Annotated in this window: 12 protein-coding genes and 2 pseudogenes; 4 read left to right on the top strand and 10 right to left on the bottom strand. The window is 74.3% G+C overall.

Features of this window, described 5'->3' with window-relative positions; all coding sequences use genetic code 11:
• The first annotated feature begins 82 nt into the window (after positions 1-82).
• Complete coding sequence (locus ACFV4G_RS29370; protein ID WP_380445136.1) at positions 83-484, top strand: MerR family transcriptional regulator; 402 nt, start codon at positions 83-85, stop codon at positions 482-484.
• 110 nt (positions 485-594) lie between these two features.
• Here ACFV4G_RS29370 and ACFV4G_RS29365 read toward each other — a convergent pair whose 3' ends face one another.
• The 7 genes and pseudogenes from ACFV4G_RS29365 to ACFV4G_RS29335 all read right to left on the bottom strand — a co-directional run.
• Positions 595-1,809 carry an MFS transporter gene (locus tag ACFV4G_RS29365; protein ID WP_380445160.1) on the bottom strand — a complete coding sequence of 405 codons (1,215 nt, stop codon included), beginning with the start codon at positions 1,807-1,809 and terminating at the stop codon, positions 595-597.
• Complete coding sequence (locus tag ACFV4G_RS29360; protein WP_380445135.1) at positions 1,806-2,381, bottom strand: GNAT family N-acetyltransferase; 576 nt, start codon at positions 2,379-2,381, stop codon at positions 1,806-1,808. Before ACFV4G_RS29360 ends, ACFV4G_RS29365 begins: the two co-directional genes overlap by 4 nt.
• Entirely contained in the window at positions 2,378-3,670 is a 1,293-nt protein-coding gene (locus ACFV4G_RS29355) for a type III PLP-dependent enzyme (RefSeq protein ID WP_380445134.1), read from the bottom strand. The genes ACFV4G_RS29360 and ACFV4G_RS29355 overlap by 4 nt, the downstream gene beginning before the upstream one ends.
• Positions 3,671-3,690: 20 nt before the next feature.
• Positions 3,691-5,007, bottom strand: a complete 1,317-nt coding sequence (locus tag ACFV4G_RS29350; protein WP_380445133.1) for a DUF6271 family protein — start codon at positions 5,005-5,007, stop codon at positions 3,691-3,693.
• 1 nt (position 5,008) lies between these two features.
• On the bottom strand, positions 5,009-6,049 hold the full coding sequence (locus ACFV4G_RS29345; RefSeq protein ID WP_380445132.1) for a phytanoyl-CoA dioxygenase family protein: 1,041 nt from the start codon (positions 6,047-6,049) through the stop codon (positions 5,009-5,011).
• 378 nt (positions 6,050-6,427) lie between these two features.
• Positions 6,428-6,886, bottom strand: a pseudogene (locus ACFV4G_RS29340) (radical SAM protein); the annotation flags it as partial.
• A 206-nt stretch (positions 6,887-7,092) separates the two neighbouring features.
• A pseudogene (locus tag ACFV4G_RS29335) lies at positions 7,093-7,687 on the bottom strand (radical SAM protein); the annotation flags it as partial.
• Positions 7,688-7,860: 173 nt separating this feature from the next.
• Here ACFV4G_RS29335 and ACFV4G_RS29330 point away from each other — a divergent pair.
• Positions 7,861-9,819: an FUSC family protein gene (locus ACFV4G_RS29330; RefSeq protein ID WP_380445131.1), complete on the top strand. Its 1,959-nt coding sequence runs from the start codon at positions 7,861-7,863 to the stop codon at positions 9,817-9,819.
• A 104-nt stretch (positions 9,820-9,923) separates the two neighbouring features.
• Here ACFV4G_RS29330 and ACFV4G_RS29325 read toward each other — a convergent pair whose 3' ends face one another.
• Positions 9,924-11,327 carry an amidase gene (locus tag ACFV4G_RS29325; protein ID WP_380445130.1) on the bottom strand — a complete coding sequence of 468 codons (1,404 nt, stop codon included), beginning with the start codon at positions 11,325-11,327 and terminating at the stop codon, positions 9,924-9,926.
• Positions 11,328-11,605: 278 nt separating this feature from the next.
• Here ACFV4G_RS29325 and ACFV4G_RS29320 point away from each other — a divergent pair, with 278 nt between their 5' ends.
• On the top strand, positions 11,606-12,937 hold the full coding sequence (locus ACFV4G_RS29320) for a cytochrome P450 (protein WP_380445129.1): 1,332 nt from the start codon (positions 11,606-11,608) through the stop codon (positions 12,935-12,937).
• A gap of 15 nt (positions 12,938-12,952) precedes the next feature.
• On the opposite strand, the gene ACFV4G_RS29315 is transcribed toward ACFV4G_RS29320, so the two are convergent.
• Together ACFV4G_RS29315 and ACFV4G_RS29310 are read right to left on the bottom strand one after the other, a co-directional pair.
• Positions 12,953-13,522 carry a DUF421 domain-containing protein gene (locus ACFV4G_RS29315; protein WP_380445128.1) on the bottom strand — a complete coding sequence of 190 codons (570 nt, stop codon included), beginning with the start codon at positions 13,520-13,522 and terminating at the stop codon, positions 12,953-12,955.
• 127 nt (positions 13,523-13,649) lie between these two features.
• Positions 13,650-14,417 carry a LysR family substrate-binding domain-containing protein gene (locus ACFV4G_RS29310; RefSeq protein ID WP_380445159.1) on the bottom strand — a complete coding sequence of 256 codons (768 nt, stop codon included), beginning with the start codon at positions 14,415-14,417 and terminating at the stop codon, positions 13,650-13,652.
• A gap of 67 nt (positions 14,418-14,484) precedes the next feature.
• Between ACFV4G_RS29310 and ACFV4G_RS29305 the strand changes: the two genes are divergently transcribed.
• The coding region (locus ACFV4G_RS29305) for a DUF5997 family protein (RefSeq protein WP_380445127.1) at positions 14,485-14,721 on the top strand (237 nt) is incomplete at its 3' end.

The raw sequence follows: 14,721 nt of genomic DNA, 5'->3' as shown, positions 1-14,721 counted from the left end.
GAGCTGTAGGCGGCCGGCAGTCGACCTGCAGGCGACCTGCAGGCGAGCGGTGGACGTGCACGGTGACGGCGGGAGGACGGGAATGCGAATCGGCGACGCCGCGGCGGCGGCGGGCACCACGCCCAGGGCGCTGCGCTTCTACGAACAGCGGGGCCTGCTCAGCCCACCGCCCCGCTCGCCCTCGGGCCAGCGCGAGTACGGCCGGGCCGAGATCGTCCGGATCCGGGCGATCCGGGAGCTGCTGGCACTCGGCCTGACCGTCGAGGACGTCGCCGCCCGCGCGCACCGGCTCGACCTGCTCGACACGGACGCGCCGCACCGCTGCGCCGGCGAACCGCCGGCACCGGAGACCTTCGCCCCGGTGGTGGCCCGCCGGCTGGCCGCGCTGGACGCCGAGATCGCCCGGCTCACCCGCCTGCGCGACCGGCTGGCCCGGCACGCCATCACCGGGACCGCCGTCGGGCCGGCCCCGGCGGACGGCTGAGCGCGGACGGCTGAGCGCGGGCAGCTGAGCAGGGGCGCCGCGAAACGTACTCGCCCGGCACGTCCACGACGGGGGCGTCGGCGTGCCGGGCGAGGTTCAGGAGGCGACCGTCAGGTCGCGTCGGGGGCGAGGCGGGCGTCGAGCGGGTCGGCGGCGGCCGGGGCGGGCCACTGGATCCGGAGGGCGCACAGGGAGACGACCCCGGCCGAGGCCGCGACGGCGGCCATGCCCCAGACCAGGCCGGCGCCGTCGGCGATGAAGCCGATCACGGCGGGGCCGGCGAGGAGGCCGGTGGTGCCCATGGCGGCCACCAGGGACAGCGCGTCGGAGCCCCGGCGGGCCGCGGCGACGTAGACGCACGGGGTGACGGCGGCGACACCGAGGCCGACGCACGCGAAGCCGAGGAGGGTCGGCACCACGCCGCCGGAGAGCAGCGCGAGGGCGAGGCCGGCGGCGGCCAGCAGGCTGCCGGCGCGGACGATCCGGCCGTCGCCGAAGCGGGTGCGCCAGCCGTCGGCGAAGATCCGGGCGAGCACCATCATGACCGAGACGACGGCGATGCCCAGCGGCGCGATGCCGGCGCTCGCCTCGACGACGTCCTTGAGGTAGAGCGCCGACCAGTCGTTCATGGCGCCCTCGGTGACGGTGCCGAAGACCATCGCGAGGCCCATCCACAGCGTCGCCATCGCGGGGAGGGCGAACCGGCGGCGGTCCTTCTTCCCCGGGGCGGCCTCCTCCTGGGCGGCGGGGTCCTCCGCCAGCAGCGCCGGGCGCGCGAGCGCGACCAGCGCGACCAGCACCGCGACCGCGACGCCGAAGTGCACCGCCATGGTGTCGGTGGCCGCGGTGACGGCCGAGGCGAGCAGCGCGGCCAGCAGCGAGCCCGCGCTGAACGTCGCGTGCAGGCGGGACATGGTCGTGCGTCCGAAGCGGGTCTCCAGCGCCGCGCCCTGGGCGTTCATGGCGACGTTCAGGCAGCCGACCGCGATGCCGTCGCAGAACAGCACCAGCAGCGTGACGGCGTAGTTCGGCACCGCCGACAGCGCGAGCAGCACCCCGCCGAGCACCAGCGCGGACAGCACCGACAGCAGCCGGGAGCCGACCCGCCGCATCAGCACGGCGACCAGCGGGAAGGACACCGCCGCGCCGACCCCGCAGGTCATCAGCAGCAGCCCGATCTGCGCCTCGCTCAGGTCGAGCCTGGCCTTGAGCGCGGGCACCCGGGAGACCCAGGTCGCGTACTGGAAGCCGAGGACGAAGAACAGTGCGGCGATGGCGAGTTGGTGCCGGCGGAAGTCGTCGCGGACGCGGATCATGTGCATCAGCCCAGTTCGGTGGCGAGGGTGGGGACGGCGGTGAGGTCGGTGAGGGCGTGAGCGCCGGCGGGCCGCAGCGGCATCGCCATGTAGACGGCCCCGGGCCCGTAGCTCTCCGGCAGGCCGATCTCGGGCCGGGCGCGGTAGCCGAGCCGGGCCCACACGGCCTGGGCGCCGAGGACGGCGACCAACGAGACCGTCCGGTAGCCGGCCGTCCGCGCGGTGTCGTGCAGGTGGCGCATCAGGCCCGGCGCGAGGCCCCGGCCGCGCAACTCCTCGGCGATCACCAGGTCGTGGGCGTGCAGGTTGCTGGGCCTCGCGCCCGGCCGCGCGACTCCCGGCCGTTCGCCGAGGCTCAGGTCCGGGCTGCGGAACAGCGGGTAGGGCAGGGCGAGCAGGTAGCCGCCGACGCCGCCGGTGTGCTCCAGCACGTAGCAGGTGCCGGGCGAAGCGGCGTGCCGGGAGCGCAGCGCCTCGCGGCCCTCGGAGAGGCCGTGGTCGGCGTAGGCGCGGGCCTCCAGGGCGACGATGGCGTCCCAGTCCCCTTCCCGCACCGGGCGGATCCGGATGTCGGCGCTCACTCGCCGCCTCCTATGCAGCTGTACGGGAGCGGTTCGAAGCCGTTGAACCCGCGGGTGGCGTAGGCGGTCGCGTACGCGCCGCACGCGTGCACCCACACCGGGTCGCCGGAGGCGATCGCGCGGGGCACCCGGACGAGTCCGTCCTCCAGCACCCGGTACGCGTCGTCGCTGTCGCAGGTCGGGCCGGCGACGACGGCGTTGACGAACTGGCCGCCGGGGTGGGTCGGGAACTCCAGGCGGTACTGCAGCTCGTCCATCTCGTACAGGCCGTTGAACTTGCCGCAGCTCAGGTAGAGCCAGTCCTCGCGGGTGCCGTCGAGCTGGCGGCGGGAGGTGAGCCGGGCGACGTGGGCGCGGATCGCGCCGTGGTCGGCGACCAGGTGGCGGCCGGGCTCGATGATGAACTCCACCGGTCCGGAGGAGAGTTCGCGCAGCCGGTCCATGCCTTCGCGGATGACGGCGAACATCTTGTCCAGCGGCGGGTGCAGCGGCCGGCCGCTCCGGTCGAGCACCCCGAGGGCCGGGAGGCCGCCGCCGAGGTTGATGGTCGCGGGCGTGATGCCCCGCCAGTTGAGCGCCTCGACGACGGCGGCCAGCGCGTCGATCGCGGCGTGCCAGGCCTCGGCGGTCATCTGCTGCGAGCCGACGTGCACGGACAGGCCGGACGGGGTCAGGCCGGCCGCGCGGGCCGCCTCCAGCACCCGGACGGCGTCCTCGGGCGAGCAGCCGAACTTGCGGCTGAGGCCCCACAGCGCACCCTCCCCGGTGGTCGCCAGGCGGCAGAACACCCGTGAGCCGGGGGCGTGTTCGGCGATCGCCTCGACGTCCTCCAGGCAGTCGGTGGCGAAGTCGCGCACGCCGAGCCGGTAGGCCTCGGCGATGTTCGCGTCGGACTTGACGGTGTTGCCGTAGTGGATCCGCCCGGCGCCCACGCCGGTGCGCAGCGCCTGGGCGATCTCCTGCGGGGAGGCCGCGTCGAAGCCGGCGCCGAGGCCGGCCAGGCGGGCGAGGACCTCGTCGACCGGGCAGGCCTTGAGGGCGAACCGTACGTCGGCGCCCGGGAGTTCGGCCGTCAGGGCGGCGTACTGGGCGGCGATGCCGTCGAGGTCGTAGATGATCCGGTCGTCGGTGGCGGCGGCGAGCGCGGCGCGCAGTGCCGAGGGGTCGTGGACGGGGGCGGGTGCGTCGGGGCCCTGCGGGAGGGCGCCCTGGAGGGAGGAGCGATGCGGGGCGTGCGGGTGCACGGTCGTATGGAGCTTCGCGGCCGGTTCGGCAGTCTCGCGTGACATGTGGGTGCGGCTCCTGGTCGCTAGCACGGCAGCCGGTCGGCTGGGGTGGCCCGGCTCGCCCGTACGAGCGGACCCCACGCGTCGGTCAGCAGCGCGAAGTCCTCGATGTCCGCCTGCGCCTCGTCGAGCAGGTCCGCCCGCAGGGGTGCCAGGTGGTCGGCGAACTCGGCGTACTTGCCGCCCAGTTGGCGGTAGCAGCGGTCGAGGACGGCGAGCCGTCGGTGGTTCTCCGCGCGGTCGGTCGCGGCGCTGCGGCGGGCGGCGTCGGCGATGACGTCCGCGCGCACGCGGTGGCCGGCGTCGAGCAGGGCGTCGCCGGCGGCCTCCATCTCGGAGTAGACCGGGTAGAGGTAGAGCATGGAGAGCAGGAACTTCGCGAAGCGCAGTTGGTAGGCGGTGAAGCCGGCGCCGGTGCGCCGTTCCGGTGTGTAGTAGTTGACGATGTGCCGGTTGTGGACGACGCCGGGCAGGGTGGCGTCGCGGACGAGGTGCAGGAGGAAGTAGTCGCTGCCGATGGTCGCGGTGGCGGGCGGCAGCGGGACGCGCTCGTAGACCTCGCGGTCGAGGGCGATGTTGCACATGTCGACGCGCCAGATGTCGGGCAGGTCGAGGACGGCGCGGTCGTGGGTGAACGGTTCGGTGCCGGCCCCGGCGAAGGATTCGGCGACGAGTTCGCGCCGCTCCTCCTCGGTGGCGCCGGTGGGCGCCCAGAGGCCGACGACCTCGCGGTGGACGTCGGGGTCGGCTTCGCGCATCTCGCCGATGTCGACGGAGGGTTCACCGATGAAGGAGGCGCCGACGAGGCTGACCGGCTTGTCCGCGTGGGCCGGGTCGAGGGTGTTCCCGGTGACGGATCCGGCCGCGTCGGCGGCCCGCCGGCCGAGGGTGGCGAGTTCGTGGTCGACCGGAAACACCGGTTCACCGTCGAGGAGTTGGTAGCGGCTGTCGGAGTCGCGGCGGTGCACGGAGGTGCATCCGAGGGCGGCGGCGATCAGGAACGCGCGGTTGGTGCAGGCGCCGTAGGACACGGCGTCCGGCAGCATGAGCTCCAACAGGTGCTCCGCGTCCGGGAGTTCGGAGCGCACGATGACGTCCCACAGGAAGGCGCGCTGGGTGTCCTCGTCGAGGTGGTGGACGACGACGTGCTCCGTCGCGGGGAGCGCGGCGACGGCCTTGGCGTGCTCGTCGCACGTCGGCCCGTCCGCGGAGTCCAGGATCAGCAGGTGCACCTCGACGTCGAACGCCCGTGCCGCGTGGGCGGCTTCGGCACCGGTCGCGGCGATCGTCCCGGCGCAGGCCCGGTTGGTCGGCAGGGTCAGGCAGATTCTGCGCCGCACGCTACTCCCCCGCCCCAGCGGACTCCCCGCCGTTCCAGGACCTGAGCCCGAGCAGCTTCTCGCCCAGTTCCGTGAGCTCGGCGGGGCCGTAGCGCAGCGCCTCGGGCTTGTCGGCGTCGCCGACGAGGGTGCGGTTCCAGTCCGGCGTGCTCAGGGTGCGCCAGGAGTCGACGCGCGAGCGGCGCATGTCCTCGGCCTCCTCCAGTGCGGGCATCATCGACAGGTACTGCACGGCGCGGACGCCGGCGGCGGAGGTGTTGCGCTCGACGCCGTGGGCCAGCAGGCCGTTCCAGATCAGCAGGTCACCGGCCTGCAACTCGGGGCGGACGACCGGGAATTCGGTGCGGTCGACGTCCGGGCGGAGCGGGTCGCGGTCGGCCGGCTGGGCGGCCTGCCACGCGTTGAACCGGCGGAACAGCTCCGGGTCGCACTGGAAGCCGCCGTGGTCGGGCTCGGTGTCGTTGAGCGCGATGATGCCCTGGACGCGCTGCGGCAGCATGCCGAGCGTGGTGTCGACGTCCCAGTGCAGCTCGATGTCGAAGCCGCGGTCGGTGGGTTCGATGAGCGCGCGGTCACGGTTGCGGACGTTGGGCGGGTTGAGGTTGAGCCGGTCGAGGGTGACCCACAGCTCCTCGCAGTCCCACACGTCGACGAAGGCGTCGTAGACCCGCTGCGACTGGCGGCTGTCCCAGATCAGCTGGTGGTGGTAGGCCTCGACGAAGCCGTAGATGTGCAGGTGCTGGTCGAGTTCGTCGCGGTAGTCCCGCTCCCGGTACCAGCCCTCGGGCCGGTCCGGGGACAGGCCCTGGAAGTCCCAGGCGAAGTCGAGCAGGCGCCGGGCCGCGTCGGCCGGGACGGCCTCCTTCACGACGACGTAGCCGTACGTCCGCCAGAACTCCAGGTCCTCCTCGGACAGGACGCGCAGCGGCCGGGTCTTCCGGATGTCCCGCAGGGCGGTCTGCGCGAGGTAGGACTCTCCGTCCGCGGAGAAGTAGGGGCGTTCGGAGGCGGCCCGGTGCAGATATCCGTCAGGCTTCGGCATGAGCAAGTCACTCCATGGTTCGTGTTCGGCGCAGCGCTTCCCCGATGGACGAGTGCGGGCGCGATGGACCGGAATTCTCACCAGGTCGGGCGGCCAACTCGTCGGCGCGGCAGGGCACCTCACCCCGCCTCAGCCGTCGCCGAACGGCGCGTCACCTACGTTGGACTAGACCAACTAATGGTGTCAACCCTCAACCGCGGATTGCCAATAGGGAAATCCACGCAGCTCAAGGCCACCGCCACGGTTCGCTTTATGTTTCGCCGAGGGACATAACCCCGGAGGTATTGTTTCGGAAATTGACATAAAAACGGCCGCCCGGGCGTGAACCCGGACGGCCGTCGGTACGTTGCGGCGGGTGCCGTACGTTGCGGCGGGCGCCTACCCCGGCAGCGAGTCCATGAAGGAGCTCACGGAGAACACCGCCTTCCCCGCCCCCGCGGGCCCGTAGCCGGGCGGGGACGACAGGCCGAACTCCTCCAGCGTCGCCCGGTAGGCCCGGAGCAGCCGGATGTGGTACTCCAGCGGCGCGCCCAGCGGATTGCCCTTCCCGAGCGGCGTCGTCGGCTCCGGGCACCACGTCGTGAAGCGCGGCACGACGCCGTGCGACATGAAGAACCGCAGCCCCTCCCGCGTGGAGGCGATCGCCTCGTCCACCGTCGCGAACCCGAACGGCTTCGCCATCTCGATGCCGGCGACGAGGTTGGGGATCACGTTCGACGGCCCGAAGACCTCCGCCGACTCCAGGATCCGCCGGTGCCACTCGTCCCGCCCGACGTAGCGCTCCTTGCCGGGGCAGTGCAGCTCGAACAGCCGCTTGTCCCACACCTCGCCCCCGGGAACAGATCACCCTTGCGGGTGACGATACGTAACAGGCTGCTGAGGTAACCTCGTTGAGCCGTCGACGACAGCCAAGGCGATGGCATTGCTGTACGGCCGCCGGGTAGGCGGATGCAGGGCGTGGAGACCTCCAGCGAGTGAGCGGGTCCGTGAAGCGCCAACCAGGACGGCGGGTAACCGCCCGACCAATCCAGCCGCAGCGCCGGAGGGAATCCCCGCCGCACAGCGGGGAGGATGCCAAGTCGCAGAACTGGCACTCCTGTTGGTGCCGTAGTTCTGGCAGACCCGGAAGCCGGTGTTGGAGCTAGTCCCACAGGATGGTCGGGGCCACCTCCATCACCGGCTTCCCTTCTCCAGCGTGTGCCGGTAGTAGTCCGGCATCGGCGGCAGGCCCACGTCCGCGATCCGCGCGCCGTCCAGGTACAGCCCGAGCGCGCCGTCCTCGCCCGCGCCCACCCGGTACGGCGAGTCGGGGTTCACCCGCACCGACACCACCGTGCGGCGCAGCCCGTACGGACCGCCGGTCAGCACGATCTCCTCCGGCGGCCGGTTGAGCGCGGCGGCGCCGAGCTCGGGCAGGGTGCGGTGGTCGAAGGAGAAGATGAAGTACGACTTCGGCTTGACCTCCCCCGTGCCGTCCCCGCCGCTGCCGCTCAGCGCGGACTCGTCGAAGGCCATGCCGCCGCGCAGCAGGTCCTCCTTGATCACCGCCTCGCGCGGCACGTCGGGGAACCGCTCCATGAGGTCCTCGACCAGTGCCGTCCGGCTCCGTGCGCCGTCCACGCCGTCCACGCCGTCCATCCGCCGTACTTCCCTTCCGGCCCCGCGACACCGGGGGCACGAAGATCGTCCGCGCCCATCCTGGTGACCGGACGCCGTGCCACGCTTCGGTCTGCGGTCCCCCTCACGCTACGACTCCTGACGTAGGCCGCGTTCCGGGGGCCCGGCCGGGCGGTTCGCCGTAGTTTTTTCCCATGGCACGCCGCTCCCGAGCCGCCCGGCTCGCCCCGCCCGGCTGGCTGACCGCGGGGCTGCGGCCCGCCCGTGCGCCGATCCCGTGGGCCGCGGCCGCCCGGGCCTCGGTGGCGCTCGCCGCGCCGCTCGCCGTCGGGACGGCCGCAGGACGGCCCGGGTACGGGGCGCTGGTGTCGATGGGAGCGCTGTCCGGCGTCATCGGGGACACCGCGGACGCCTACCGGATGCGGGTGTTCAACATCGCCGTGCCGCAGCTGTTCGGCGCCCTCGGCGTCCTGCTGGGCACCCTGGTCTTCCACGAGGGCTGGACGGCCGTCGTCGCGCTCACGCTGATCGCGCTGGTCTCCGGCATGATCTCGTCGATCGGCGCGGTCGCGTCGGTGTCCGGGCTGCTCCTGCTGCTCAACGCCGTGGTCGGCGCGGGTCTGCCGCTGCCGTCCCCGTGGTGGCTGCCGCCGGTGCTGCTCCTGGCGGGCGGCGGGGTCGTGCTCGTCCTCACCCTGCTCGCGTGGCCGCTGCGCGGCGGCACGCCCGAGCGCGCGGTCGTCGCCGGGACGTACCGGGCCGTCGCCGAGCTCCTGGAGGCCACCGGCTCCCCCGGCTACGACGCGACGCGCCAGGCCCTCACCCAGTCGCTCAACCACTCCTACGACCTGCTGCTCGCCCGACGGGCCCGGCGGCACGGCCGCTCGCCCACCCTCGTACGGCTGCTCGCCCAGCTCAACGCGGTGATCCCGGTGGTCGAGGCGGCCTCGGCGGCCCAGCTGCGCCCGAGCGACCTCGGCCCGCTGCCGGCCGCCTACCCCGCGGCGGTGCGGCGGCTCGCGGACGCCGTCGAGGCGGGCCGCACCGGGCCGTCCCCCGCGCCCGCGCTCCCGGAGCCCGCCGGTCCTTCCACCCGGGCGCTGGACGAGGCCATCGGGCACGCCGCCACCGTCGTGCGGGAGGACGCGCCGGACCCGTACGCCGCCGACGACCACCTCGGCCGGCCCGCCGGGCTGCACGAACGGGCCCGGCGGGCGGCGCGCGCCCTGCTGCTGTCCGGCGCGTCCTGGCGGTACGGGCTGCGGCTCGCGCTGTGCATCGGCCTCGCGCAGGTGCTGGTGTCGGTGATCGCGGTGCCCCGCTCGTACTGGGTCACGCTCACCGTCACGTTCGTCATGAAGCCCGACTTCGGCTCGGTGTTCTCCCGGGCGGTGCTGCGCGCCTTCGGCACCGCGGCCGGACTGCTGATCGCGATCCCCGTGCTGGCCGAGGTGCCGCACGGCTGGTGGGACGTCCCGGTGATGGCGGCGCTCGCGACGCTGATCCCGGCGCTGTCCGCCAAGGGGTACGCGTTCCAGACGGCGGCCATCACACCGGTGATCCTCATGCTCTCCGACCTGCTCAACCACCAGGGCTTCCACCTCGTGCTGCCCCGGCTCGTCGACTCGCTGATCGGCTGCGCCATCTCGCTGCTGGCCGGCTACCTGCTGTGGCCGGAGTCCTGGCACACCCGCATCGGGGACCGCCTGGCCGAGGCCGTCGCCGACACCGCCTCCTACGTCTCGCTCGCCTTCACCACCGGCCCCGGCCGCGACGAGCCCGCCCGCGCCCGCTACCGGCGGCGCCTGTACCGGGACCTCTCCGCCGTGCGCACCGAGTTCCAGCGCGCGCTCACCGAGCCCCCGCCGGTCGGTGCCCGGGCCCAGGCGTGGTGGCCGCTGGTGATCGCCGTCGAGCGGATCGTCGACACCACGACCGCGACCAGGGTCCGCGTCGAGCACGGCGCGCCCGTCCCCTCCCGGGCCGAGGTGGCCGCGGTCACCCGCGAGCTCGGCGACCTGGCCGAGGCGCTGCGCACCGGCACCGCCCTGCCCGCCGCCGCCGTGGAGGCGCCGCTGCCGCCGGACTGCGCCCTGTTCCGCGTCCACCACGAGGTCCGCGCGGCCAGGGCGGTGGCGGCGCCGGCCGGGTAGGAGCTGGGGCCGGGCACGTCGGGGGGTCGGGGGGATCAGTGCCTCGGAAAGCTCGGCCCCCACTGGTCGCGCGGCGTCCGGCGCCGCTCGCGGCGGCCGACCGCTCAGTCCTGGATGCGGCGCCAGGGGCGGTCGGCCTCCAGGGCGAAGGCGAGTTCCAGGAGGAGGCGCTCCTGGCCGTGGGCGGCGGAGAGGTGGACGCCGATCGGGAGGTCGTTCTGGGCCGCGCCGGTGGGCAGGGCGATGCCGGGGCCGCCGGTGACGTTGTTGACCGGCGTGAAGGCGACGTAGCGCAGCAGCCGCTCGATCAGCTCGTCGAAGGCGACGTTCGGGCTCAGGTGCCCGATCGGCGGGGCGACGTGGGCGAGCACCGGGGACAGGACCGCGTCGTGGGTGCGGAAGATGTCCGCGTACGTGGCCTCCGCGGCCCGCAAGCGGCGCAGCACGCCCGGGGTGCGGCGGAACTCGCGCTGGTAGCCCCGGCGCAGGCCGGTGGTGAGGCCGTCGAGGTCGCGGGCGCGGAAGCCGGGGTCGTACATCAGCTTGCCGGTGACGGAGATCGCCCAGGCGATGTAGCCCCAGTAGGAGACGAAGTCGCGGGAGAACCCCTCGTCGAAGGGCAGGGTCGTCGGTTCGACGTGGTGGCCGAGGGCCTCCAGGCGGGCGGCGGTCTCCTCGACGGCGCGGCGGGTGGGTTCGTCGGTCTTGGCGATCGGCGAGTCCACCACGAGGCCGATCCGCAGCTTGCGCCGCCCGGGGCCCTCGACCAGGCCGACCGGCGGCAACTGCGGGTCGGCGCGGTGCCGTTCGGCGGCGGCGAGGAACGCGGCGGTGTCCCGCACGGAGCGGGTGACGACGCCGTCGGTGACGATGTCGAGCGGCAGTTTGCCGCTCTGCGCGTTGGTGACCAGCCGGCCGCGGGTGGGCTTGAGGCCGACCAGGCCGCAGCAGGCGGCGGGGATGCGGATCGACCCGCCGCCGTCGTTGGCGTGCGCGATCGGGACGACGCCGGAGGCGACCAGGGCGGCCGCGCCGCCGGAGGAGGCGCCGGGCGAGTGCGAGGGCTTCCACGGGTTGCGGACGGGCTGGGCGGTGGCGAACTCGGTGGAGGCGTTGAGGCCGAACTCGGGCATCCGGCTCTTGCCGAGGACGGCGAGGCCGGTGGCGAGGAACTGGTCGGTGAAGCGGGCGTTGCGCCGGGCGGGCCGGGCCCGGTAGGCGGCGCTGCCGTTGGCGGTGGGCAGGCCGCGCAGGTCGACGTTGTCCTTGAGGTAGGTCGGGACGCCCCACAGCGGCCCGCCGATGCCCTCGCGGCTGATCCGCGGCCGGTCGTGGGAGTCGTGGGCGAGGGGCAGCAGCGTGTCGTCGACGCGGGCGGCGCGGGCGACGGCCGCGGCGACCAGCTCCCGGGGGTTGACCTCGCCGGCGCGCACGAGGGCGGCGAGCGCCACCGCGTCGTGCTCGCCGAGGGCGTCGTCGGTGAACGCGTGGACCCGCTCGTCGGCCATCCCAACTCCCCAATTCCTACTGACCGGTAGTCTCGCAAGAGGTTGGCAGTCTAGGCGTGCGACGGCGCCCGCGGATAGCCCCGCTCCGACCCGGCCGACCGCCCCGCCGACCACCCTGCCTGCCACCCCTCCGGCCGGCCCCGGGCCAACCCCCGGACGGCGCACGGGTGTTCGGCGCACGCCCCCGTGTTCACCAGCCCGCCGCCCGGCGCTCGTTTCGCCGACTCCCGCCGGGGAAGCTGCCGGTCACCTGCCCCCGCACCCCCAAGGTGACGCCCGTGCCCACCCAGTACACCTCGGCCACCGCCCCCGGCGCCCTGCCCCTGCTCGGCCACGTCCCGGCCTTCGTCCGCCGCCCGTACGCCTTCGTGGCCGGCCTGCCCGCCCACGGCGACCTCGTGCGGCTGCGGCTCGGCCCGATGGACGCGTACGTCGCCTGCCACCCGGACCTCGTCCGCCGCATGCTCACCGAGGACCGCACCTACGACAAGGGCGGGCTCGTCGTCGACAAGGCCCGCGAGGTCTTCGGCGACGGCCTCGCCACCTGCCCCGCCGCCGCGCACCGCCGCCAGCGCCGGATGCTCCAGCCCGCATTCCACCGCGACCGGCTGCCCGGCTACGCCGCGATGATGGCCGACGAGATCGCCGGCGTCACCGCGCCCTGGCGCGACGGCGAGGTGGTCGACGTCCCCGCCGCCATGTACCGCCTGACCACCGCCGTCACCGCCCGCTGCCTCTTCGCCGCCCACGAGCGGGCCGGGGCCCTGCCCGTCCACCGGGCCATGGACGTCGTCACCCACGGCGTCGCCCGGCGGATCATGATGCCGCTGCCCGGCGCCGACCGGATCCCCACCCCCGGCAACCGCCGCTACCACCGCGCCCGCGCCGACCTCGCCGAGATCACCCGCCGCCTCATCGCCGACTACCGCGCCGCCGGCACCGACCACCACGACCTGCTCTCGATGCTGCTCGCCGCCCGCGACGAGGACGGCAGCGGGCTGACCGACGAGGAGATCCACGACCAGGTGATCACCTTCCTGCTCGCCGGGATGGAGACCACCGCCGCCACGCTCTCCTGGACCTGGACGCTGCTCGCCGCCCACCCGGCGGTCCGCGAGCGCCTGCACGCCGAGCTCGACACCGTCCTCGACGGCCGCCCCGCCCGCCACGAGGACCTGCCCGCCCTGCCGCTCACCGCGCGCGTCGTCAGCGAGACGCTGCGGCTCTACCCGGTCTCGTGGCTCCTCAGCCGCGTCGTCACCGGGGACGGCACCGAGCTGGGCGGGCACCACGTCCCGGCCGGGGCGACCATCCTGTTCAGCCCCTACCTGCTGCACCGCCGGGCCGACCTGTTCCCGTGCCCCGACCGCTTCGACCCCGACCGCTGGCTCGACACCGCCCGCCCCACCCTGGGCACCTACGCCCCCTTCGGCGCCGGGGCCCGCCGGTGCATCGGGGACGCGTTCGGGACGACGGAGGCCGTCCTCGCCATCGCCACCATCGCCGCCCGCTGGACGGTCACCCCGGACCCCGGCCGCCCCGTCCGCCCGATGCGCAGCGCCGCGATGTGCCCCCGCCCCTTCACGGCCACCCTCACCCGCCGCCGGTGACCGGGCACCGGCGGGTCAGGGCCGTCGGCCGAGGTCGGCCAGGAGGCGCTCGATCCTGTCCAGGCGCTGCCGGAGCTCCTCGACGTCCCCGCGGGTCGCGCTCTGCTCGGCGGCCTTGAGGGTGACGAGGAGCTGGCCGTCGGGCTCCAGGCGGGCGCGGGCGACGCCGCTCACGTCGTCGCCGTTCTGGACCCGGATCGCGTGCTCCAGCTCGGACGGGCGCAGCGCGAGCTCCCGCAGGGCGCCCGGGACGAGCTCGCCGTCCCGCACGACCGTCGTCGGTGTGCCCTCCAGCAGGCGGGCGGCGCGCGGGTCGCGGGCGAGCCAGCGGGTGACGGCCGAGTTGACCGCGATCAGCGTGACGGCCCCGATGGCGCCGCCGAGGAGGCTGTTGTCGTTGCCGATGATCGCGTTCTGGACGACGTTGGAGAGCAGGAAGACGACCACCATGTCGAAGGTGTTGAGGCCCGCGAGCCCGCGCTTCCCGGCGACCCGGAACAGGACCAGGATGAGCGCGTAGACGGCGATCGTGCGCAGGACCTTCTCGACGATCGGGATCTGGACGACTACCAGGTCGTGCCACACGGCCGCTCTCCTCGCACCCTCGGCTCCGCCCCGGGCGGGCGGGCGGGGCCGACGGTACGCGCCCCGCCGGGCCCCGGCCAGCACCCGGCCCGACCGGTACTCGACCCGGCCGGCACCCGGGAGCGGGCTACCGGCCGCGCCTCGGCTTGCCCCGCTTGGCGGCGGCGGCGTTCGGCCTCGGCTTCTGGCCGGACTTCTGCCCGGTCTTCTGGCCCGCCTTCTGGGGCTGCGGCTTGCGGGCCGCCGCCTTCTTCGGCTCGGCCTTCTTCGCCTCGGGGGCCGGGGCCGCGCCCCGCCCGCGCGAGCTGTTCACCGTCCGCCCCCGGACGATGCCGATGAACTCCTCGACCAGGTCCGTCGTCCGCTCCTGCGGCCAGGACAGCGCGACCTGCGACTGCGGCGCGTCGGCGACCGCCCGGAAGGTGAGGTCGCGCCGGTGGTGCAGCCGGGCGAGGGACTGCGGCACCAGCAGCACGCCGACGTTGGCCGCGACGAGCTCGATCGCGTCGCCGGTGGTGGCCGGGCGCTCGATGGCGGGGCGCCCGGGCAGGTCGGTCCAGCCGAGGGTGTCGTCCAGGGGGTGGAAGACGACGTCGTCGGCCAGGTCGGCGAGAGCGACGTCGTCCTCGGCGGCCGCGAGCCAGTGCTCCTTGGGGAAGACGACCACGGTGGTCTCGGTGTACAGCGGGATGGCGCTCAGCACGTCCTTGTCGACGGGCAGCCGCACCAGGCCGGCGTCCGCGTCGCCCTCCCGCAGGGCCCGCTCGCCGTCGGCGGCGGGCACCGCGAGGAGGTCGAGCGGGACGTCCGGGAGCCGTTCGCCCCAGACGCGCGCCCACTTGCCGGGGGTGACGCCGGGGACGTACGCGAGCCGGAAGGACGGGTTCACCTGCATGTCTGTCACAGGGCAAGGCTACCCACCGTGACCGGAAGTGCCCGCGCGCTCCCTTACCCTTGTCCTCATGACATCGCTCAAGCAGAAGACCAGCCAGACCATGAAGCCGGCCACGGCGGCCAAGAAGCTGGGGATCTACCTCGACGCCGCCCCGGCGAGCTTCCAGGACGGCCCGGTCTCCCGCGAGGAGCTCACCGCCCTCCAGGCGAACCCGCCGCAGTGGCTCCAGGAGCTGCGCCAGAACGGCCCGCACCCGCGCCCGGTGGTCGCCGCCAAGCTCGGCGTCTCCATCGCGGGCCTGGCC

The organism is Kitasatospora sp. NPDC059747, from assembly GCF_042732955.1.
Classification (GTDB): Bacteria; Actinomycetota; Actinomycetes; order Streptomycetales; family Streptomycetaceae; genus Kitasatospora.
The sequence above is the reverse complement of the archived record's forward strand: the minus strand, read 5'-3'. Positions and strand labels throughout refer to the sequence as shown.